Genomic DNA, 20,224 nt, shown 5'->3' with positions numbered 1-20,224 from the left:
GGCGCCCCCTCTCGGGCGCGCCCTGCTGACCGCCACGCGGCAGCGCCTGGATCGTCAGGAGGTGACCGTAGCGGGCAGATACCCGAGCATCGCCCCTTGCGCCTATATGACTAAATCGGGCTATCATCGCCAAATGGCGATTAATTCTGACGGGGGCCGGTGTGTCAGCGCCGACATCGCCGCCGGCATCTCCCCTGCGGCCGCGCTGTTTCACTCCCTGGCCGATGAGACCCGGCTGCGCATCGTGCAGCGCCTGGCGCGCGGCGAGGCCCGCGTGGTGGACCTGACCACCCAGCTCGGCCTGGCCCAGTCCACGGTGTCCAAGCACCTGGCCTGCCTGCGCGGCTGCGACCTGGTCGACTACCGCGCCGAAGGCCGGCAGTCGTTCTACTTCCTGACCCGGCCCGAGCTGATGGACCTGCTGGCCTCCGCCGAGCAGCTGCTGGCCGCCACCGGCCACGCGGTCACGCTGTGCCCCATCTCCGGTGGGGACGCCGACGACCCGGAGGCAGCGGCGGCCGCCGAGCTGGTGGCCGGAGGGGAGCCGCTGTCATGAGCGCCCTGAATCTGCCCGGCATCGGCCCGGCTCCTGACCCGGCCCGGCGCGCCGTGCTGCGGCACCGGATCCGGCTGCTGGTGGCGGCGACCATCACCTACAACGTGATCGAGGCGGTGGTGGCCGTCACCGCCGGCACCCTCGCCTCCTCCGCCGCGCTGATCGGGTTCGGCCTGGACTCCATCGTCGAGGTCGCCTCGGCCGCCGCGGTCGCCTGGCAGTTCTCCGCCGCCGACCACGAGAAGCGGGAGAAGACGGCGCTGCGGATCATCGCCATCTCGTTCTTCGCGCTGGCCGCGTACGTGAGCTTCGACGCGGTCCGGGCGCTGCTCGGCGCCGGGGAGGCCGCCCCCTCCACCCCCGGGCTGATCCTGGCCTCGGCATCGCTGCTGATCATGCCGTTCCTGTCGGCGGCGCAGCGGCGCGCCGGCCGCGAGCTCGGCTCCGCCAGCGCGGTGGCCGACTCCAAGCAGACCCTGCTGTGCACCTACCTGTCGGCGGTCCTGCTGGTGGGGCTGGCGCTCAACAGCGCCTTCGGCTGGTCCTGGGCCGACCCGATCGCCGCACTGGTCATCGCCGCCGTCGCGGTGAAGGAAGGCCGCGAAGCCTGGCGCGGGGACGCCTGCTGCGCCGTACCCGCCGCCGTGCCCACCCCGTCCGCCGGCGCCGTTGAGTCCGATGGTTGCGCCGACGGCTGCTGCTCACCTGGCAAGGAGGCCTCTCGATGATCGGCCGCCCGATGCCCGCCCGCGTACGGGCCGCCTACCGCGCCGAGATGCGCGCCGCCCGCACCGCCTCCGACGGCCAGGCCCGGTGGCGGCACCTGGAACGGGCGCACATCATCTCCCAGCCCTGGCCCTGGCCCCACACCGCCAACCACATCGCCATGTTCGCCCTCGCCGTCCGCCGGCGCGACCGGCGCGAAGCGTTCGGCCAGGTGGTGCGCATCGTCGTCGCCGCGCCGGGCTCCGCGCTCGGCCGCTACCCCGAAGGCAACACCGGCCGCGCCCGCGTCGGCCTCACCCAGCCCATGCCGATACCCGCCGACCTGGCCGAACTCCTGCAGTCCGCCTGATCTCGGCCCACAGATCAGGGGCCCGGCGCCTCGTCCTCGGCTGCCGTGAGAGTGCTCGCGCGCAAGCTTGAGGAAGAACGACGCGCTCGGCACCGTGAGGTTGCGGAACTGCGCGGGGCAATAGAGCGTCTCCGCGCCCTGAGGGGCTTGAGCCGGGCGACGGTCAGGACCGTCCTGTGCCCAACCAGCGGGTGAGGAACCGCTCAAAGGTCAGCAGATCTGATCCGCCATGGTGACCGACCTGCGGTGATCCCTTAGAAGGCGTTCTGAGCTGGACTTCCGGCGTTAACTGGTTCTCATCGTTCCGTAGTGCTTCTTGTGCCCATGGGCCCTGCGCTCCAGACTTAGGAGCCTCCACGGTCGCGTCCACCCCCGGCGAGCTTCCTTGGGCTGCTCACGGCCCGGGCTACCGCGATCGTGCCGGTGGTCCTTACCGTGCGTGCTTTGCTCTGACGATTCTCCTACCGTCGGGTGCGATTCTCCTTCCGCGGTAGGGCATGGCCGGGTGGACTGTCACGGTCGTCGACGCGGCTGTTCCTGCGGAGCCAGGTCCTGCTTCGGCATTTCCGGACGTTCGACACGGATGGGGTTGCCGCGTACGAGCTCATCGTGGACGCGCCAGCGGGCGGTGGTGACGGCACGCCCCGCCGTCTCGTCGCCGTCCTCGATACGCTGTCGCAGCAGCCGCATGGCGATGCGGCGGTTGAGGCTGAAGTGCCGCTCGGTGTCGACCACGACGACGATCCCCGAGGGCCGGTGGGTCGCCCGTACCGCCGTGCTGGCCTTGTTTCGATGTTGACCGCCGGGACCGCCGGTACGGCAGGCGACGATGTCGACGTCCGCCTCCGCGAACGTCGTGCGCGGGGTGTCGACCTGGCACGGTTGGGCGATGACGTACCAGTTCTTCCGGCCCGCGCCGGCCCGGTACGGGCTGGGGGCCTGCCAGCACAGGGTCCCGGTCCACGAGGCGGCGAACGCCTCGGCACCGGCTCCCGATATCTGGATCAGGACCGATCGGTAGGTATCGGGCCGGTCACCGGGAACGGTCTGGGCCCGACGGGTTTCCAGGTTCTGCCGGGCGGCGTCGGCTTCCAGGCGGCGCAGCAGCCGGGCCAGCGCCCAGGCGCACTCCTGCGGGCCACGCCCGGCCGACAGGAGCAGGTGGACGCTCACCGCCGGCCTCGCTTGCGGCGCTGGTCCCGCTGGGGTGCGGATCCGAGATCGGCTGTCTTGTAGGTGACCAGAGGGACCGTGGTGGCCACAGGCGTGGCCAGGTCATGCTCGACGAGGTCGGCGATCACCTGCTCGATGCGCTTGTAGGCCGTCGGCGCCTCCTCGAAGAGCAGCTGACGGTCTCCGCACACCACCAGCGAGCCCACCGGCGTGCGGCGCAGCTCCTCGACCGTGTGCTTGGCCCGGCCCCGGCGCAGGGCATCCGCACGCGACATCTTGCGGCCCGCGCCGTGCGCGACGGAATGGTTGGCGTCCGGCCCGGCATGGGCGGCCACGAGATAGGAGGGGGTGCCTCGCGTACCGGCGATGAGCACGTCGCGGCCGTCACCCGGCGCCGCCCCCTTGCGATGCAGGTAGACCCCGTCGCGGACCTCGACCAGGTTGTGGCACTGGTCGACGAGCGGCTCGGCGGGCTCGGCCCCCAGGGCATGGGCGACCCGGGCGGCCATCAACCGCCGGTTGAGCGATCCCCAGCGCACGGCGTCGTCATGCATCGCCAGGTAGGCGCCGGGATCAGGGGCGGGGCCCGCGCCGTGGACCGCGGTGTGCGCCCGCAGGATCCGTTCGCCCAGCCCCCGGGAACCGCTGTGGACGATGAGGACCAGGTCGCCGTCGGCGAGTCCGAGACGGCTCGCGTGGCCCGCCTCGAAGACGGTCCCGATCCGCGCCAGCTCGACGAAATGATTGCCCCGGCCGACCGTCCCGAGGCCCTCGACGTGACCGGCGGGGATATCGCCCTTCACAACGGCCCAGGCCGGGTCGTCGGCATCCTGCTCGGGATCCAGCGCGCGATCGAGGTCGGGGAAGCGGGCGGCGAGCTTCTCGGGTACGGCGCGCTTGAGCTTCATGGGGAACACGGCGATGCCGCACCCGATGTCGGAGCCCACCAGGAAGGGGTACAGCACGGTCGACGCCATGGCGGCGCCGATGGGGGCGCCCTTGCCGGGGTGCAGGTCCGGCATGCCGGCGACGTGCATCATGCCATCGAGGGCGGCCACCTGGTGGCACTGCGCGAGGGCGTCGGACTCGATCCAGCTCGTGGGGGAGGCGAACACGGTGACGGTGGCCGGACCCATGGCCGTGGTGGACGGCAGCGGGGACTCCTGCCGGGAGTGTTGCTGAGACAAAAAGGTTCTCTTCCCTTAAAGGGGTATGGGCTGACAGCGTTGCGGGGCGCGTCGGCGCCGTGGCATCTCGGAGTGGCGGGGTGCTGTCCGTCAGAGCGTCATGGACACCACGTTCCCTGAGCCCCACCACGCGAGGCAAGCGGTTTTCGGTCGTACGGGCCTGTATGCCTGCACGCACTGCCATCTCATGACATGTGCGTTGCTGTGGTCGACACGCTGGAGAACACGGCGGATGCGCGCACCCTCATGCCGTGACCTCATGGTCAGATCGCGCCGGCGAAAGGCGTCGACTCGTACCGCTAATGGCTGAGTTGCTGGTGACGACCTGGCGGAACATCTCCAAGATCGTCCCATGCTTGTCCCGTGACCTTTGACCTACGGCTGCACATGACGGCAATCGGCTACATGTGATCGTTTAAAAGGGAGCGGGCTGAGCCCCAGGTCAAGAGCTAAGCCCCTCGCGGTACGCCCATGAGCCGGACAACCTCCGACGGAGCCGGCAGAGATTCGCACCGCGGCCGGACTCGGAACCGTACGACTTCACGATCTTCGACACACCTGCGTCAGCCTGCTGCTCGACCTGGGCGTGCCTCCGCACATCGTCCGGAGATCGTCGGCCACTCCGACATCGAGGTAACCATGACGGTCTATGCCCCCGCCTCCCTCGGCGACAAGCGCGCAGCCCCAGGCAGGCCCGGGGACGCTCTCGGCTGATAGAGATCTTGATCGAAACGCCTCGGGCCTGATGCTCCGAGGCGCCCCGTTCTCCCGCTCGGTCAATCCCCGGTAACCCCCCAGAACGCGATCTCGCTCGGTCGCCGCCGCTCGTCATACAAGGCGGTGTAACAAGCGTGGCCACGCTCCTCAATCACGCTGTCCACCTCATCATGCGCTCTCTCGAAGTCGACACGCGTCGGCTTCGATGTGCCGAACAATCTGGTTGTCTCCTCCGGGGTAAGCGGCCTGGCTGCGCAGACCTCAGGCTCTTCGCCCTCGCCCAGGACCTCGAAGACGTCCAGCACCGAATGAGTGAACGAATGCTGCACACCCTCGTCCTGCCATAACTCCTCCACCGTGGAAGGCCGAGGCCGCTGAGGAGATCCCCAGCGTCCGTCGTAAAGCCAGAAGTAGTCGCCTTCCTGAAAGGCACGTTCGTGAGCCGCCGCAAGCGCAACCGAAACGTCCTGTTGATACGGCGTGAAGTAGGCCCACGCTGAACCGCCCACGACTCTTCTCCTCAGCCGACGGCGCACCTGCACTGAAGTACGAGAGACGCTACCGGTTGATGCCGACAAAGAGATCAGTCACACAGTGCCCAGGGGCGCGTTGTCGCCAGCGTTGTCGTCAAACAGAACCAAGAAAGCCCCGGCCATGATCGCCTCGGGCGTTTTCGCTGCTTTTATGAGGTGGTCAGGGGCGGGGGCGGACCGCCGACCTTCCGCTTTTCAGGCGGAGCGATCGTCCTCGTCGGGCTGCGGATGCCGTGGTCAGAGGGTGGTGGGCGGCGGCCGGGGTGAGTCCGTATGCGGGGACGTTGCTGTCAGCGCTGCTGTCACTCACTGGCATGCACAGTCTCGGCCTTCTGATCCATAGCCGGTTCGAGATCGCTTGCTGGCGTCCACAGGTGTCAGAAGCACCTGCTGAGCGGCTTCAGATTGATCGACTTTCAGGGGCGTGCACCGATGTCCAGGGATGTCGTTAGCAACAGCGTTAGCAGATTCATCGGGCTGGTGACCCATTCGTGGCGGCACGTCAGCAAGAGCCACCCTTTCCTGAATGCTCCATTGCCGTCCGCCGAACCGGTCGGCTTGCCTTCTTCACGATCCGGTGATCGAAAAGAGACCTCGGGCCGGGAAAATCAGCAGCGCCTTCCCGGCACGGTGGGGGAATCGAGAGAGGACAGCTCGGATGAGGCGATGGATCGCCACGATGGCCGTCGCGGTGACCGCGTCCGTCGCGGTCACCGGGCTCGGCACCGCTGTGGACGCTCAGACGACCCCGGCCGGCCCGGTCGACGCGCTCAGGCGTCAGCTCGTCGAGAACCGGGGCGTGACCATGGCGGAGGTCACCACCTGGTGGAGAGAAGGGGAGAAAAACAGTTTCAGGCAGAAGACCCGCGCCGAGTTCGGCAAGGGCAGGGTGACGGCCACCGATGTCAGAGACGTCGCCGGATCCAACGTCCCCGAGCCTCCCGCACGGTTCCTCACGTTCAAGGGTCGGACGTACTGCCAGGGCTGGATCTGTCCCGCTCCCGAGGGGAAAACCTGGGTCCTGTTCTACGAGGACGAGGAGACCCGTCCCTTCCTGACCGCCGGTGGGATCGATCTCGGTGATCCGGCCGCGTTGCAGGCGGTGCTGGCCACGACCGAGGCCAAACGCCCGGGAGGCGTCTACGACGGCACCCGCACCACGATCCACCAGGGGACGATCACCTACGCCCAGCTCTACAAGGCGTCTCCCGGGTTCCGCGACGAGTACGGCAGAAAGCCGCCCACCGGGAGAGACGCGAAGGTCAAGATCTCGTGGCGGCTCTGGCTCGGCAAGGATCAGCTGGTACGCAGGGTCCAGGCCTCTTGGAACGAGTGGGTCGCCAACGGCGCCAATGTCCGGGATTTCCATGTCGTTGACGCTCGCCTTACCGGTTGGGGCGCCGAGATCGACATCCCCGCCCCTTCCGCCGACGAGACAGCGGGGCGGGACGACTGGAGGGATTCCCCCAAATAGCGCTCTCTCCTGAACCTGGCTGTCGAGGGGTGAAGTACCACTCCGGTGACCGACCCTCCGTGAAGCTTCATGAGCCGGCTCGGCAGCGGTGACCGCCTCATGCACGGCAAGGTCTCGGTTGCCGGCCTCAGAGGGTGCTCTCTCCTTGGCTGAACTTCGGCACGTATACGGCACGACCAACCCGAGTCAACAGACGACAGCCGGACGCCGGCGACTGATTCGAAACACGAAGAAGCCCAGGCCATCGACTGATGACCTGGGCTTCTTCGTGTGGCGCGGCCGAGAGAACTCGAACCTTCTGATCCGTAGGGAAGAGCAGACGCCTCGTCAACGGCATCTCGCCCTGCTCAGATGGTGATTGCGGGTCGGTGAGAATGATCCTGTAAGGCGGTGTCGCTGTATCGGCTGCTGTACGGCACTCCTCATCCCTCGTGAGATACGGCGCGGCCTTTCGCTGAATCGGCGTCGAGCGACTCTCGGGATTGGCTCTGAGCCAAGATGATCCAAGCACCGTGACGTGGGAGGGCGCATGATCGTGTTCACGTGTGCGGGCTGTGATGCCTCGCTGACCTTATCCGTGTCGCAGGTCGCGCTCCCCGCTCACGCCCATCAGAAGTACGGCCACGAACTACTTCCCGTGCTCATGGAGCCCGGGACCTACGCGGTGGACCCGGAACCCTCCGGGCCGCCGTGGCGGCGGTGGGAGGAGATCGGCGCGGAGGAGGCAGAGGCCCGCGGCGTGTACGCGCCGACCTATGCCCTGTCGTACGGGCCACCGGGAGCGGTCGCGGTCGCGCTGGGCGACGTCCGCAGGACCGTTCTGATTCCGGAGCGGTGCGACGGCCTCTGCTGCGGTCTGGACAGCAGAAACGGTCCCAACCTGGCGTGCGCGCAGTGCGGGCGTGCCGTGGCCACCCTCATCGACGACTGCTCGTACTGGCAGGTGGTGTGGCTGGACCCGCGCGCCGTACGTCTCTTCGACGTCGATGCGCCCGCCCGCCGAGTGCTCAGCTGGGAGGAACTACGGGAACAGCCGGGGAGACCGCCGGTTGAGCCGATCGGGGTGTGGAGCCCGGTGTGGGAGGCAGCGGTCTCGGTGGCGCTGGCCCACCTGCTGGCCGCGTCGGGCGGTGCACGGGTCGTGGTTCCCGATGGCCCTGTCGCCGATGCGTTCCGTCCGGTGCTCGATGCCCTGCTCCCGGCTGAGCCGCCGACGAGGAGCCTGGCCCTGGCCGGGCCGGGCCTGCCCGCCACCGTCACGGACATCGCTCTGGTTCCGCAGCACCCGCAAACTGGGGAGACATGGTCGTCCGGCACGGAGGCGGCGGTGCCGCTGGCTGCCGATGTATGGATGTACATGGCCTTCAGCCGCAATCGGCGGCTCCGTCCCGCGTCGGGCGGGCTACCCGACGGCGTCTACCGCGATGACCCTCCACCGCCGCTGCCGTCCAGCCCGTTCCGGCTCGACCGGCAGGTGTTCCTCCATGCGCTGGCACGACTGCCGGAGGTTCGTCAGCCATGGCTGCGCGCGGTTTACGACGACGTGCAGGACCATCGATCCAACCTCCCGTTCTGGTGGTGAATGGATACCACTGCCGGCGCTGCTGTCACCGCTTGGGGCCTGCTGAGGTCGTTCTCGTCTGTAGGACCATGTCCTCATGTCAGTGACCGAGTTCGCCGGCGTGACCGGGGACAGAGATCGTGGCGTCACCCCCGAATCAGGGCTGTACGAGTTCCGGACCGAGAAGAACGCTCATGTCTACCTCCACGACACCGACTTCAAGTGTCTGACCTATCAGCCCGGCAGGCCGCCGGTGTTGTGGCTGGAGTTCCTCCACGATCCGCGGTGGACTCCGTCCGAGCTGTCCGAGACCCCTGTCGTGGTCTTCCGGTTCGAGGATGTTCACCTCGTCGAGTGGCGTGAGGACCGGGAAGGTCATACCTGCGTGACCGCCCAGCCGGCCGCTCCCGCTGGTCAAGTCGAACACTTCGATTGGGACGGTGCCGACCTGTTCACATTGGGCACCTTCACACTGCGTCTGGTCTTTCAAGCCCGACGAGCAGAGGTGACCGTACGCGCGAAGTAGCAGGAGGTCCCGCACCCCATCTTCTTAGCCTCGAACCCTTTCATCGCGAGTGAACGGCGCGTCCCAGGTCGGCGGGCTCATGTCCTGGTCAAGCGGTAGGTGGGGTGCGGTCGTGCAAGGCGGTTTGCTGTACGGGGCTGCTGTACGGCACTCCTCGTGGACTACGGCGCGGTCCCTCGGTCAGCGCGCTCGCTGTACAGGATCTCCATCGCCTGGGGCACGTCCGTGATGACGTGATCCGCCTCGTACTCGTGGCCGGGCCACGTCCCCCGGCCGATCCACGTCGTACGGAGACCGGCTGTCTCCACCAACGTCGGTGACGATACGGCCCCGACCGTCCATCAACGGGCCCGGCGCAGATGGACACGGATGCCGCGCGGTCGTCACCACGATCACCCCGAACGGCATCGGCCGCCCCTCTCCATCGACCTCCTTCAGCGCCGGCCCCGCGTCAGCAAACCACCGGCTAACCGATGAAGACGTAGTCGGCCTGGTAGGGCACCTCCGTTGTCGGGGTGGCCTGCGGGTCGCAGGTGCCCGCGGGTGCGGTGCCGCCGACGGTGTTGAGCCGCATTATCTCGACGACATCCTCCAGCCGTCCCTGATCCTCCCCCGTCTGTGTGGCCCGCAGGTCAAGCTCGGGGATGTTGCCGGCCCCGTTGGGCGTCCTGAGCACGACGCTGCCGGTGACCGCGCTGCCGTCCGGCGCGACCCACTGCGGCGGCCCCGCGACCGGCTGCACGAACGAGTGCCGGATGTTGCCCCTGAGCAGCGCGGAGACATCGTGCTGTGTGAAGGCGAACGTGCCGTCGGCCTGCCTGGTGCAGGCGTAGATCTGCACGCCCTTGACAACGGGGGCGACATCGACGACCGGACGGTTTCCGTCGATTGGCTGGCTTATCTTGTGCAGCTGGCCTCGCACGGCGCCGCCGCGGAACTCATTGGTGTGGAGGTTGGTATAGAAGGAAGCCGGGTCGGAGACGAGCGCGGCCAGTAGCGCGCGGTCCTTGACCTTCACCGAGCCCTTCGCCGTGTGGCCGTACCGCTCCGACGTGAACAGTGGAATCTTCACGTCTCCGTTGGTCCCCGCTCCGCCCGCGTGGATGTGGGCCGCGGTCGGCCGGGAGATGCCCTCCCACCGCAGGATGTACGTGACGGTCGAACCCTTGACCTTGAGCACCCCGACCGCCCGCCCGTCCGGATCGCCCACGGCACCGCCGGTACCGGGTATCTCGTTGCGCCCCAGCAGGCTCGACACCAGATACACCCCCTCACCACCGGGCGAGGTGCCGGCAGGAGGCGCCGCGGAGGCGGGCGCACCCATGGCTGTGACCGAGGCGGCCGCCAGCACGACACTGGCGAAGATCACACTTTTGCTCGACATCGAACCACCTTTGAAATCTGGAGATCGTCTTCCCCTCATGATGAGGTCTCCGATTGTCCGTAAGGCATCCCTCGGCCTTCTTTTCTTTTCTCCAAAGCGAAACGGGATATCCGCTTGAAAGAAGAAGGTGACTTATGCACCCATAAAAAGCAGATCCTTCATCTTCAAGTCATTACATTGCGTTCCATTCCGTTCCGCCCGGGTGGTCACCTTCCAGCTGGGCCGAACAACGGGGCAATCCCAGCAGGCAGAGCGGCAATGCCGGACGGGCCGCTGCGGATCCGGAGGCGTCGCCGTTCCTCTGACGCAGCAGGTTCTCGACATCATCCGGCCCGATGCATCAGCCGGCTGCGTCGTCCAGGCTTGGCGCACACCAGCCCGGCCAGGCAGATGCGACCGCATCCCTTGCCGGTCACGGGCACGATCGGGGTACGGCCGCGCGGTGCCCAAGTGCGGGCCTTGGCCGGCCTCATCTTCCCAGCACAGCCAGGCCCCAGGTCGAGCGCCGCCCTTCTATGGCCGGCCACTGCTCGACGATCCACTGCTCGATCACCCCCTCATCGCGCTCGACCGCCCGATGCAGGGGCACCTGCGGGCTCCAGCCGATCCGGTGCAGCAGATACGACACCCCGCGCGGGGTGTCGCGGATGTGAAACAGCTCGGCGATCAGATCGGCGACCCCGCCGGCGTACAGCGCTGGTCCTCGATGAAGCCGTGCGCGTCCGGGCCCCGCTTCTGAATGCCGCGGACTTCTGTCCGGCTGCAATCAGATCCGGCGGCACAAGAGGCATAATCTCGCCCGAAGGCTGGGTCGGGAACGATGACGTAGGATCAATCGAGGACTTTACCCCCAAGGACGCGATGCAACGTGATCACGCCTTGGCGCGACCATTTCCGCCCTGGCCGCAACGATGGCCGTTATCTTAGATCGCGGGTAAATTAACACTTCAAAGGAAGAACCCCTCCAACATTTGTGCGTCGATTCGGTGGAACGCGTCTCGGCTGCCGTGCGAGTGCTCGCGCGCAAGTTTGAGGAAGAACGACGCGCTCGGCACCGTGAGGTTGCGGAGCTGCGCGGGGCATCGGAAGTGGTTCAAGGGGAGAACGTGGAGCTGCGCCGCCGCCTTGGGCGATACGAGCCGGCCTGATCGTGCTCTGTCGGCGTACAGGTGAGTGTACGGAGAGACGTACGCGCAGATACAGGCGGATACAGAGGGTGGCGTAGCAACCGGACAGAGCGTCTCCGCGCCCTGAGGGGCTTGAGCCGGGTGACGGTCAGGGTCGGCCCGTGCCCAACCGCCGGGTGAGGAACTGCTCAAACGTCAGCAGTTCCGGGTGCTGTCGGCGCAGGGTCGCGATGTCGGCCTGGTATCCCTCTTCGGCGAACCACTCGAACATGCGCTCATCGATCGGCAGCGCCTCGAACCTGGTCGGGGTGCCGGTGACGCGCTCGTAGATCTGGGCGACCTCGGGGAAGGTGAGCTCGTCGCCGGCGAGTTCGATCTGCCTGCCGATGAGCTGCCCGGGGTTGTCGAAGGCGTCCGCGGCGAAGATTCCGATGTCGTCGCCGGCGATGAACTGCATCGGCCTGTCCGGCTTGACCGGCAGGGACAGGAGCCGCTCGCCTTCGGCGTCGGCGTAGTGCAGCAGGTTGTTCATGAAGAACACGGGCCGCAGGATGGTGGCGGGCACGCCGAGGGCCAGGATGTGCCGCTCGATCTCGGCCTTGCTCTCGAAGTGGTCGATGCCGGTGTGGCGTTCGGCGCCGCCGACGGAGCTGTAGACCAGGTGGGCGATGCCGCTGTCACGGGCGATGTCGGCCACGGTCTTGCCCTGGCGGACCTCGGCGGCGAGGGTCTCGGGCTCATAGGCCAGCGCCTGGACGCTGAACACGCCGTACACGCCACGCATCGCCTCCCGCAGGGAGCGGGGGTCGTCGAGATCGCCCTGGACCAGTTCGGCACCCTGGTCGCGCAGCACTTGAGCCGCGGGTTTACTCGCATCACGCACCAGCGCGCGGACAGTCCAGCCGCGGGCCAGCAGTTGGCGGGCAGTGGCTCCGCCCTGATTACCGGTCGCGCCGGTGACGAGAACAACACGGGAAGCAGACATGGTGGGACAACCGCCTATTACTCGGAGCGTTTTGCTCCGAGTAATGTAACTCGGAGCGGAGCGCTCCGCAATTGGTATCCTGGATCCATGTCCGACCCCGTGACGCCGCGCAGGCGAGGCCCGCAGGCCTTGGCAGCCCGCAACGACCAGGCACTGATCGAGGCCGCCCGCCACGTGTTCACCACTCAGGGGTTCGACGCGCCCGTCGCGGCCGTCGCCGAGCGCGCGGGTGTGGGCATGGGCAGCCTGTACCGCCGTTACCGCACCAAGGAAGAACTCCTCCAACGTCTGTGCGTCGATTCGATGGAACGCGTCTCGGCTGCCGCTCAGGACGGCCTGGCCCATGAGGACCCCTGGCAAGGACTGACCCACTACATCCAGCAGTGCGTGGCCTTCGGCTTCGGCGTCCTGGCCCCGCTGGCCGGTGCCATCGACGTCACACCCGAGATGCGGCAGGCCAACCAGCGAGCCCAGTGCCTGGCCGACGGACTCATCGCCCGCGCTCACCGCGCCGGCGTGCTTCGCACGGACGTGTCCACCATGGACATCTCCCTGCTCATCGGCCAGTTCAGCCGCACAGTCCCAGCCCCGCCAGGGCAGGGTGAGGAAGAGATCCGCTCCCGGCTGCTGGCCATCGCCCTGGACGGCTTGAAAGCCCACAACACCGGCACGCTGCCCGGCGGGCCGCCCAGCGTGCAGCGCTACCAGGCCCTATGGGACACCTGATGAGCAACAGCCGGCGGCGCCCGGGTCCGCGGCGGGGAGAGAGCCCGGCTCGGTGCTCCGGGAACAAGATCGAGCTGCCGGATGGCGGCTGGGGCCACAGCCGGGAGGAGGACGCCGGATCTGGGCATGCCGCCGGTCCCCGTTGCGAGCGCTTCCGGGGAGAGGCAAGGTGAGTCTCACGTGGCGGCGTCGAGGGCGCTACCTCCGGCGGGCTTCGAGCGCATCCAGAATCAGGTCCAGGCCGTAGCCGAACTCGCTCGTGTGGTCGTAGCCCGGCCGCAGAGCGTGGTCGACGATCATCTCCGTAAGGTACGGCAACTCGTCCGCCGGCAGGTGCGCGAGAATACCGCCGGCCACTTCCTCGACATCGTCCGGCGTCGTCAGCGGCAAGTTCGCCTCCTGGAGGACGAACCCGCCGATGTAGCTGTCGATGAGCGAGACAGCGTGCGCGGCCATCGGCAGCGTGAACCCCGCCTCCCGGAGAACACCGAGGACGGCGTCGTGGTGGCGTAGCGTCGCCGGCCCCGGGTTGCGACGGGAGTCCATGAGGCCGAGAGCCCAGCTGTGCTGCGACAGAACCGCGCGCGCAGAGGAAGCGCGCGCACGGATCGCGTCGCGCCAATCGTCGCACCCGAAGCCGGGTAGCTTGATCGCCGCGAACACCATGTCGACCACGCCGTCGAGGATCGCGTCCTTGTTCGGTACGTGGTGGTAGAGAGACATCGCCTCCACACCCAGTTCCTGCGCCACCCGTCGCATCGTGATCGCCTCCACGCCACCGCGATCCGCGACCCGGATGGCGGCTTCCAGCACGAGAGCCCTGCTGAGCGGTTGCGGTGGTGGTGACACGACGGCTCCGAAGTGTGGGCGGATTGACAACCTTACAAGCGTAAGACAGCCTTACGAGCGTAAGCCGCCTTACTGGTGTAAGCCCTCCCGGGCCGGCATCGGCTGGGGCGCGACGGACGTCCGACCTACGACACGCCCCACCGGGGCGAGAGGAGATCCCGATGCCGATGCCGAGATGGTGGGGGCACGTGAACAAGAGGGTGTTCAACCCTCGCGCGATCGCGGGCGGGACGTGGCCGGTGCTGATGCACGTCGGTCGCGTTTCTGGCGTGACGTACCGCACGCCGCTCGATGCGCATCCTGTCGACGGCGGCTACCTGTTCGTCCTGGTGTATGGATCGCGCTCGGACTGGGTGCAGAACGTCCTGGCAGCCGACGGTGCGCGGCTCCGGGTCGACGGGAGGGAGGTGGAACTCGCCGCCCCACGCCTCGTCGGGAGAGAAGAGGCGTTTCAGGCCCTCCCCGATGAGGTGGCACGCCCGCCGAGGCTGCTCCGCATCACCGAGTTCCTCCGTATGGACCTGGTCACAGACTGACACGCACGGACCTGGCCGCAGACTGACGCGCATGAACCTGGCCGCAGACTGACGCGCACGGACCCGGCCGCAGGCTGACGTGCGCGGACCCGGCCGCAGGCTGATGATCGACGTCCGGCGCGGAGCCTCGGCCACCGCTACGGACAGCTCGCCGAGGACGGCATCGGCGCCCAGCGGCATGTCGCCGCCGACACCATGGACGGGCGGGTCGGAGCGGGGTGGCCGTCCGCCCCGGCCGCCCCTGCGGCCGCGGCCGGCTTGCCGGCCGACGCGTTCGGGGACGGCGGCGGCGATGCCGATCCCTCACGGCCACTTCACCACTGATGACGCCACCCCGAGTGGAGGGCCGTTTCCGCGCGCCGCGCACGCCCAGACATTCCGGACAGGATCAGGAAATACCATAGGGGGGTATGGTGTTATAGTGAGCAGTACCGAGCGAGAGGACGGGGCGATGGCTGGACACACCGGCACCAAGAACGATCACCTCCGGCGGCTGCGCCGGATCGAGGGGCAGGCCAGGGGCCTGCAGCGGATGGTCGAGGACGACAAGTACTGCATCGACATCCTCACCCAGGTGTCGGCCGCCACCAGCGCCCTCCAGTCCTTCGCCCTGTCCCTGCTCGAAGGGCACCTGGCTCACTGCGTCGCCGAGGCCACCGTCAAGGGCGGCCCCGAGGCGCAGGCCAAGATCAAAGAAGCTTCCGACGCCATCGCACGGCTTGTCCGTTCCTGAAGGAGTTATCGATATGGCCACCACCACCTACACCGTCACGGGCATGACCTGCGGCCACTGCGTCAGCTCGGTCAAGGAAGAGGTCAGCGAAGTCACGGGAGTGACAGGCGTCGAGGTTGACCTGGCCACCGGCCTGCTGACGGTCCAGAGCGACGCCCCCGTCGAAGCCGGCCGGATCGCCGCCGCCGTCGAGGCGGCCGGATACGGAGTGGCGGATCAGCCGTGAACACCCCGACCAAGCTCGGCGCCTACGCCCTGGGTCTTGCCGTCGTCTTCGGCGGGGCCCTGGGGGTGGGCAGCGCGGTCGGCGAGGTCGGCGCCTCACCCCAGGCCACCAGCCACAGCGAGGCCCCGGGTCACACCCGGAGCAGTCAACCAGCAAGCACGCACACCGGCGGAACGCACACCGCGAGCGCCAAGCCAGAAGAGACAGCGTCCGAAAATACCCCTGGGGGGCTCCAAGTGTCAGAGAACGGCTACACCCTCAACCCGATCACCAGCACGATCAAGCCCGGCGTGCCCACCGATTTCCAGTTCACCGTGACGGGCCCGGACGGCAGCACCGTGACCGACTACCAGGTGCAGCACGACAAGAAGCTCCACTTCATCGTGGTGTCCAGGGATCTCGGCACCTTCCAGCACCTGCACCCGGTAGAGGCCGGTGGCGGCGTGTGGTCGGTGAAGCTGACGCTGCCCGAGGCGGGCGCCTACCGTGCCTTCGCCGACTTCGCCCCCACCGGCGGCAGCGCCTTGACGCTGGGCGCGGACCTGCTCGTGGCAGGCGAATACACGCCCAGGCCGCTTCCCGCCGCCAGCCGTACGGCAGACGTCGACGGCTACACCGTCACCCTTGACGGCGACCTGGTCCCCGGCCAGGCGAGCAAGCTCACCCTCACGGTGAGCAAGGACGGCAAGCCGGTCACCGACCTGCAGCCCTACCTCGGCGCCTACGGCCACCTCGTCGCTCTGCGCGGCAGCGACCTGGCCTACCTCCACGTGCACCCCGACGGCGAGCCCGGCGACGGCAGGACCCAGCCAGGGCCGGAGATCGTCTTCTACGCCGAGGTGCCCAGCCGGGGCGACTACCGTCTCTTCCTGGACTTCCAGCACGGAGGCAAGGTCCGCACCGCCGACTTCACACTCGGCACCGGGCAGGCGGCGACCCCCGCCGCGGAGCCCACGCCGAGCGCCGCGGAGTCCGGCGGGCACGGCGGCCACAAGCACTGATCCGCAGGACGCCGAGAAAGCCGAGAAAGGAGAGGCGATGTCCCCCCTCACCGACGACAAGCCCCAAAGCGCCGTCGAACTATCGATCGGTGGCATGACCTGCGCGTCCTGCGCCAACAGGATCGAGCGCAAGCTGAACAAGCTCGAGGGCGTGACCGCGACGGTCAACTACGCGACGGAGAAGGCGAAGGTCACCTTTCCTGAAGGAGTGGACCCGCAGGAGCTGATCGCCACCGTGGAGTCGGCGGGCTACACCGCCGAGCTGCCCAGGCCGCCACAGGCGGAGGCCGAGCCGCAGGAGCCCGAGGACGGACTCGGGCCGCTGCGCAACCGGCTGATCACCTCGTTGGTCCTGGCGGTGCCGGTGATCGCGATGGCGATGATCCCACCGCTGCAGTTCACCAACTGGCAGTGGCTGTCGCTGACGCTGGCCGCGCCGGTCGTGGTCTATGCGGGCTGGCCGTTCCACAAGGCCGCGTGGACGAATCTGCGTCACGGCGCGGCGACCATGGACACGCTGGTCTCCCTGGGCACGTTGGCCGCTCTGGGGTGGTCGCTGTGGGCGCTGTTCTTTGGTACGGCGGGCACGCCCGGAATGACCCACCCGTTCGAGTTCACGATCGCGAGGACCGACGGCTCGGGCAACATCTACCTTGAGGCCGCGGCCGGCGTGACCGCGTTCATCCTGGCCGGACGTTACTTCGAGGCCCGCTCCAAGCGCCGGGCGGGAGCCGCCCTACGGGCGTTGCTGGAGCTGGGCGCCAAGGAAGTCGCGGTGCTCCGCGGCGGCACCGAGGTCCGCATCCCCACCGACCAGCTCGCCGTAGGCGACCGGTTCGTGGTACGGCCGGGCGAGAAGATCGCCACCGACGGCGTGGTGGCGGAGGGCACCTCGGCCGTCGACGCCTCCATGCTGACCGGCGAGTCGATCCCGGTGGAGGTACGGCCGGGCGACGCTGTGACCGGCGCCACCGTGAACGCGGGCGGCCGCCTGGTCGTCCGCGCCACGCGGATCGGCTCCGACACCCAGCTCGCCCAGATGGCCAAGCTCGTGGAAGACGCGCAGACCGGCAAGGCCCAGGTGCAGCGCCTGGCCGACCGCGTCTCCGGCATCTTCGTCCCCATCGTCATCGCGCTGGCTCTCGGCACCCTGGGCTTCTGGCTGGGAACCGGCGACGGCGTGGGAGCGGCCTTCACCGCGGCGGTAGCCGTACTGATCATCGCCTGCCCGTGCGCGCTCGGCCTGGCCACCCCCACCGCCCTGCTGGTGGGCACCGGCAGGGGAGCCCAGCTCGGCATCCTGATCAAGGGCCCCGAGGTGTTGGAGTCCACCCGCAAGGTGGACACCGTGGTGCTGGACAAGACCGGCACCGTCACCGAGGGCAAGATGACGCTGGTCGAGACGTATGTGGCCGACGGCGAGGACACCGACGAGGTGCTGCGCCTGGCCGGCGCCCTGGAGCACGCCTCCGAGCACCCCATCGCGCAGGCCATCGCCCGGGGCGCGGCCGAGCGGGTCGGCGCCCTGCCCGCTCCCGAGGACTTCGCCAACATCGAAGGGCTCGGGGTGCAGGGCATCGTCGACGGGCACGCCGTCCTCGTCGGCAGGCCCAAGCTGCTCGCCGAATGGTCCCAGCACCTGCCCGTCGACCTCGAGCGCGCCCTGGAGGCGGCTCAGGCCGCCGGCCGTACGGCTGTGGCGGTCGGCTGGGACGGCAAGGCTCGCGCGGTCCTGGTGGTGTCCGACGTGGTCAAGCCCACCTCCGCCGAGGCCATCCGGCAGCTCCGTGCGCTGGGCCTGACCCCGGTGCTGCTCACCGGCGACAACGAGGCCGTCGCCAGGAGCGTGGCCACCGAGGTCGGCATCGACGAGGTGATCGCCGAGGTGCTGCCCAAGGACAAGGTGGACGTCGTCAAGAAGCTGCAGTCCGAGGGCAGGACAGTGGCCATGGTCGGCGACGGTGTGAACGACGCGGCCGCGCTCGCCCAGGCCGACCTCGGCCTCGCCATGGGCACCGGCACCGACGCCGCGATCGAAGCCTCCGATCTCACCCTGGTCAGAGGCGACCTCCGGGTCGCCGCGGACGCGATCCGGCTGTCGCGCCGGACGCTGCGCACCATCAAGGGCAACCTGTTCTGGGCCTTCGCCTACAACGTGGCCGCGCTGCCGCTGGCCGCGATGGGGCTGCTCAACCCGATGATCGCCGGAGCCGCGATGGCGTTCTCCAGCGTCTTCGTGGTCAGCAACAGCCTCAGGCTGCGCAGCTTCAAATAGCGGAACCACCGAGGTGGCCGGGGCCGATGACGGCTCCGGCCACCTCGGCATGTGTTCAGTCGGATCAGCGCGGCGAGGCCGAGCGCTTCAGGTCCGCCGTGACGTTCGGTGTCGTCGCCCCCGCGCAGGCCGCCACCGCCGAGCCCGCCACCCGCCTGGACCGTGCCGCCCTGCGCGAGGCGATCACCACGCGCCCGGGTGACGGCATCGCCGGCGTCGTGGCCGAGGTGCACAGGGACGGGCAGCGGTGGCGGGGCACGGCCGGGGACCTCGTCACCGGTAAGCGCATCAGCCGCGACGCTCATTTCCAGATCGGCAGCATCAGCAAGGCCATGGAGGCGGTGATCCTGCTCCAACTGTCCGCCGAGGGCCGGGTCGACCTGGACCAGAGCGTCCAGCACTACCTGCCCGGGCTGCTGCCGGAGGAACGGTTCAAGGAGCCGATCAGCGTACGGCAGCTGCTCAATCACACCAGCGGCCTGCCCCAGGACTTCGAGGGCGCCCCGGCCACCTCCCCGGACGAGGAGATCGAGCGCCGCCTCGACTACCTCACCTTCGACGAGGTGATCCAGCAGACGCTCCACCCCGAGGGCAGGCCGGCTCCCGGCCCGCGCTTCCGCCCCGGCAGCCGGCAGGAGTACAACTCCTTCGGCTACCGCGTCGCCGGCAAGCTCATCGAAGACATCACCGGGCACTCGTACCAGCACGAGGTGACCGTCCGCATCCTGAAGCCGCTCAAGATGCGGCAGAGCAGGGCCGCCGTGCCGGGCCGCAGCACGCCCGTGCCCCGGCCGTACCTGCCCGGCTACCTGCCCAGGAGCAATGGCGAGCTGGTCGATGTCAACGTGCAGGGCGGGCTGCCCGCCAGCATGACCTCCACCACGGGCGACCTGGACCGCTTCATCTCCGGCCTGTTCGACGGCCGGCTGCTGCGCCCGGCACAGGCCGCGGAGCTGTTCGCCGTGCCCAAGGGCGCCGACGGCAAGGCGCTGCCGTACGCCGACGACTCCGTCTGCAACACCGGCCCCGGCAAGGGCACGGTCTGCTTCAGCGTCGGTCTGATGTCCGTGCCGCTGCCCGACGGCTCGCTCCTGTGGGGCAAGATGGGCTCCGAGCCGGGTTACCGCAGCGGTGTCTTCGCCTCCCGTGACCTCGCCCGGCGCGCGGTCTACTCGATGGGCACCTCCTCCCCCGCCAACGGCGCCCTGGCGGTGGCCCAGCGCCTGTCCCTCGCCGCCTTCGGCAACTGAAAGGCCGGACCGATGGGCGGGCCGGCTTCCTCGCCACCGGCCCGGCCGCCCACCCCGCCCGTCCGACCGGGTGGGCGGGTGGGCAGCCGGGTGGGCGGCCCCGTGGTGCGCCGGCCCGGAAAACTCACCGACGACTCAGCAACTCGCCGATGGGGTGCTCATACGACCCTCCGACACCGCGTGTTGATCAGTAAAGTGGGCTGTAAGGGTCATACCATTTCCTACAGTGGCGAATGATGCCGTAGTGGGATGCGAGGAGCACCTGAGGGCTCGTTGAGCACGCGGGAGTCCGGTCGCAAGCTCCGCTGCCCATCGAACTGTTTGTGTGCG

At 68.6% G+C, this 20,224-nt stretch carries 20 protein-coding genes; 13 read left to right on the top strand and 7 right to left on the bottom strand.

The annotated features are described in order from the left end of the window. The first annotated feature begins 133 nt into the window (after window positions 1-133). The 3 genes from J2S55_RS34275 to J2S55_RS34265 are packed head-to-tail and all read left to right on the top strand — an operon-like array spanning window position 134 to window position 1,631. Window positions 134-556: an ArsR/SmtB family transcription factor gene (locus tag J2S55_RS34275; protein ID WP_306869439.1), complete on the top strand. Its 423-nt coding sequence runs from the start codon at window positions 134-136 to the stop codon at window positions 554-556. Then, complete coding sequence (locus J2S55_RS34270; RefSeq protein ID WP_306869436.1) at window positions 553-1,284, top strand: cation efflux transmembrane domain-containing protein; 732 nt, start codon at window positions 553-555, stop codon at window positions 1,282-1,284. Before J2S55_RS34275 ends, J2S55_RS34270 begins: the two co-directional genes overlap by 4 nt. Next, window positions 1,281-1,631, top strand: a complete 351-nt coding sequence (locus J2S55_RS34265) for a DUF3703 domain-containing protein (protein WP_306869433.1) — start codon at window positions 1,281-1,283, stop codon at window positions 1,629-1,631. The genes J2S55_RS34270 and J2S55_RS34265 overlap by 4 nt, the downstream gene beginning before the upstream one ends. A 513-nt stretch (window positions 1,632-2,144) precedes the next feature. On the opposite strand, the gene prfH is transcribed toward J2S55_RS34265, so the two are convergent. The 3 genes from prfH to J2S55_RS34250 form a co-directional block, all read right to left on the bottom strand. After that, the gene (gene prfH, locus J2S55_RS34260) at window positions 2,145-2,804 is read right to left on the bottom strand and encodes a peptide chain release factor H (protein WP_306869430.1); all 660 of its coding nucleotides are present in this window, start codon (window positions 2,802-2,804) and stop codon (window positions 2,145-2,147) included. Continuing rightward, entirely contained in the window at window positions 2,801-3,991 is a 1,191-nt protein-coding gene (locus J2S55_RS34255) for an RNA ligase RtcB family protein (protein ID WP_306869428.1), read from the bottom strand. The genes prfH and J2S55_RS34255 overlap by 4 nt, the downstream gene beginning before the upstream one ends. A 776-nt stretch (window positions 3,992-4,767) precedes the next feature. After that, window positions 4,768-5,217: a hypothetical protein gene (locus J2S55_RS34250; protein WP_306869426.1), complete on the bottom strand. Its 450-nt coding sequence runs from the start codon at window positions 5,215-5,217 to the stop codon at window positions 4,768-4,770. A gap of 682 nt (window positions 5,218-5,899) precedes the next feature. Between J2S55_RS34250 and J2S55_RS34245 the strand changes: the two genes are divergently transcribed. The 3 genes from J2S55_RS34245 to J2S55_RS34235 all read left to right on the top strand — a co-directional run bounded on the left by J2S55_RS34245 (window position 5,900) and on the right by J2S55_RS34235 (window position 8,802). Continuing rightward, window positions 5,900-6,715 carry a hypothetical protein gene (locus J2S55_RS34245; RefSeq protein ID WP_306869423.1) on the top strand — a complete coding sequence of 272 codons (816 nt, stop codon included), beginning with the start codon at window positions 5,900-5,902 and terminating at the stop codon, window positions 6,713-6,715. 529 nt (window positions 6,716-7,244) lie between these two features. Then, on the top strand, window positions 7,245-8,297 hold the full coding sequence (locus J2S55_RS34240) for a hypothetical protein (protein ID WP_306869420.1): 1,053 nt from the start codon (window positions 7,245-7,247) through the stop codon (window positions 8,295-8,297). A 76-nt stretch (window positions 8,298-8,373) separates the two neighbouring features. After that, the gene (locus tag J2S55_RS34235) at window positions 8,374-8,802 is read left to right on the top strand and encodes a hypothetical protein (RefSeq protein ID WP_306869418.1); all 429 of its coding nucleotides are present in this window, start codon (window positions 8,374-8,376) and stop codon (window positions 8,800-8,802) included. Between the two features lie 466 nt (window positions 8,803-9,268). On the opposite strand, the gene J2S55_RS34230 is transcribed toward J2S55_RS34235, so the two are convergent. The 3 genes from J2S55_RS34230 to J2S55_RS34220 all read right to left on the bottom strand — a co-directional run bounded on the left by J2S55_RS34230 (window position 9,269) and on the right by J2S55_RS34220 (window position 12,298). Then, a complete protein-coding gene (locus J2S55_RS34230; protein ID WP_306869416.1) occupies window positions 9,269-10,186 on the bottom strand; it encodes a CHRD domain-containing protein in 918 nt (305 codons plus the stop codon). A 469-nt stretch (window positions 10,187-10,655) separates the two neighbouring features. Next, window positions 10,656-10,952: a helix-turn-helix domain-containing protein gene (locus tag J2S55_RS48655; RefSeq protein ID WP_442480493.1), complete on the bottom strand. Its 297-nt coding sequence runs from the start codon at window positions 10,950-10,952 to the stop codon at window positions 10,656-10,658. A 509-nt stretch (window positions 10,953-11,461) separates the two neighbouring features. Further along, on the bottom strand, window positions 11,462-12,298 hold the full coding sequence (locus J2S55_RS34220; protein ID WP_306869414.1) for an NmrA/HSCARG family protein: 837 nt from the start codon (window positions 12,296-12,298) through the stop codon (window positions 11,462-11,464). Between the two features lie 87 nt (window positions 12,299-12,385). Here J2S55_RS34220 and J2S55_RS34215 point away from each other — a divergent pair, with 87 nt between their 5' ends. Next, a complete protein-coding gene (locus J2S55_RS34215) occupies window positions 12,386-13,024 on the top strand; it encodes a TetR/AcrR family transcriptional regulator (protein WP_306869411.1) in 639 nt (212 codons plus the stop codon). Between the two features lie 198 nt (window positions 13,025-13,222). Here the strand turns inward: J2S55_RS34215 and J2S55_RS34210 are convergent, their stop codons facing one another. Then, window positions 13,223-13,837 carry a TetR/AcrR family transcriptional regulator gene (locus tag J2S55_RS34210; RefSeq protein ID WP_306869409.1) on the bottom strand — a complete coding sequence of 205 codons (615 nt, stop codon included), beginning with the start codon at window positions 13,835-13,837 and terminating at the stop codon, window positions 13,223-13,225. Between the two features lie 224 nt (window positions 13,838-14,061). Between J2S55_RS34210 and J2S55_RS34205 the strand changes: the two genes are divergently transcribed. From J2S55_RS34205 to J2S55_RS34180, 6 genes are all read left to right on the top strand, one after another. Next, entirely contained in the window at window positions 14,062-14,409 is a 348-nt protein-coding gene (locus J2S55_RS34205; protein ID WP_306869407.1) for a nitroreductase family deazaflavin-dependent oxidoreductase, read from the top strand. A gap of 451 nt (window positions 14,410-14,860) precedes the next feature. Then, entirely contained in the window at window positions 14,861-15,142 is a 282-nt protein-coding gene (locus J2S55_RS34200) for a metal-sensitive transcriptional regulator (protein WP_306869404.1), read from the top strand. Between the two features lie 13 nt (window positions 15,143-15,155). Continuing rightward, window positions 15,156-15,368, top strand: a complete 213-nt coding sequence (locus J2S55_RS34195; RefSeq protein WP_306869401.1) for a heavy-metal-associated domain-containing protein — start codon at window positions 15,156-15,158, stop codon at window positions 15,366-15,368. Beyond that, window positions 15,365-16,369, top strand: coding sequence for a DUF8832 domain-containing protein (locus J2S55_RS34190; RefSeq protein WP_306869399.1), 1,005 nt, complete (start codon window positions 15,365-15,367; stop codon window positions 16,367-16,369). Before J2S55_RS34195 ends, J2S55_RS34190 begins: the two co-directional genes overlap by 4 nt. A gap of 37 nt (window positions 16,370-16,406) precedes the next feature. Next, the gene (locus tag J2S55_RS34185; protein WP_306869398.1) at window positions 16,407-18,644 is read left to right on the top strand and encodes a heavy metal translocating P-type ATPase; all 2,238 of its coding nucleotides are present in this window, start codon (window positions 16,407-16,409) and stop codon (window positions 18,642-18,644) included. Window positions 18,645-18,670: 26 nt separating this feature from the next. Continuing rightward, window positions 18,671-19,894, top strand: a complete 1,224-nt coding sequence (locus tag J2S55_RS34180) for a serine hydrolase domain-containing protein (protein ID WP_306869397.1) — start codon at window positions 18,671-18,673, stop codon at window positions 19,892-19,894. Window positions 19,895-20,224 lie beyond the last annotated feature (330 nt).

This window comes from Streptosporangium brasiliense (assembly GCF_030811595.1).
In the GTDB taxonomy this organism is placed as follows: domain Bacteria; phylum Actinomycetota; class Actinomycetes; order Streptosporangiales; family Streptosporangiaceae; genus Streptosporangium; species Streptosporangium brasiliense.
The sequence above is the reverse complement of the archived record's forward strand: the minus strand, read 5'-3'. Positions and strand labels throughout refer to the sequence as shown.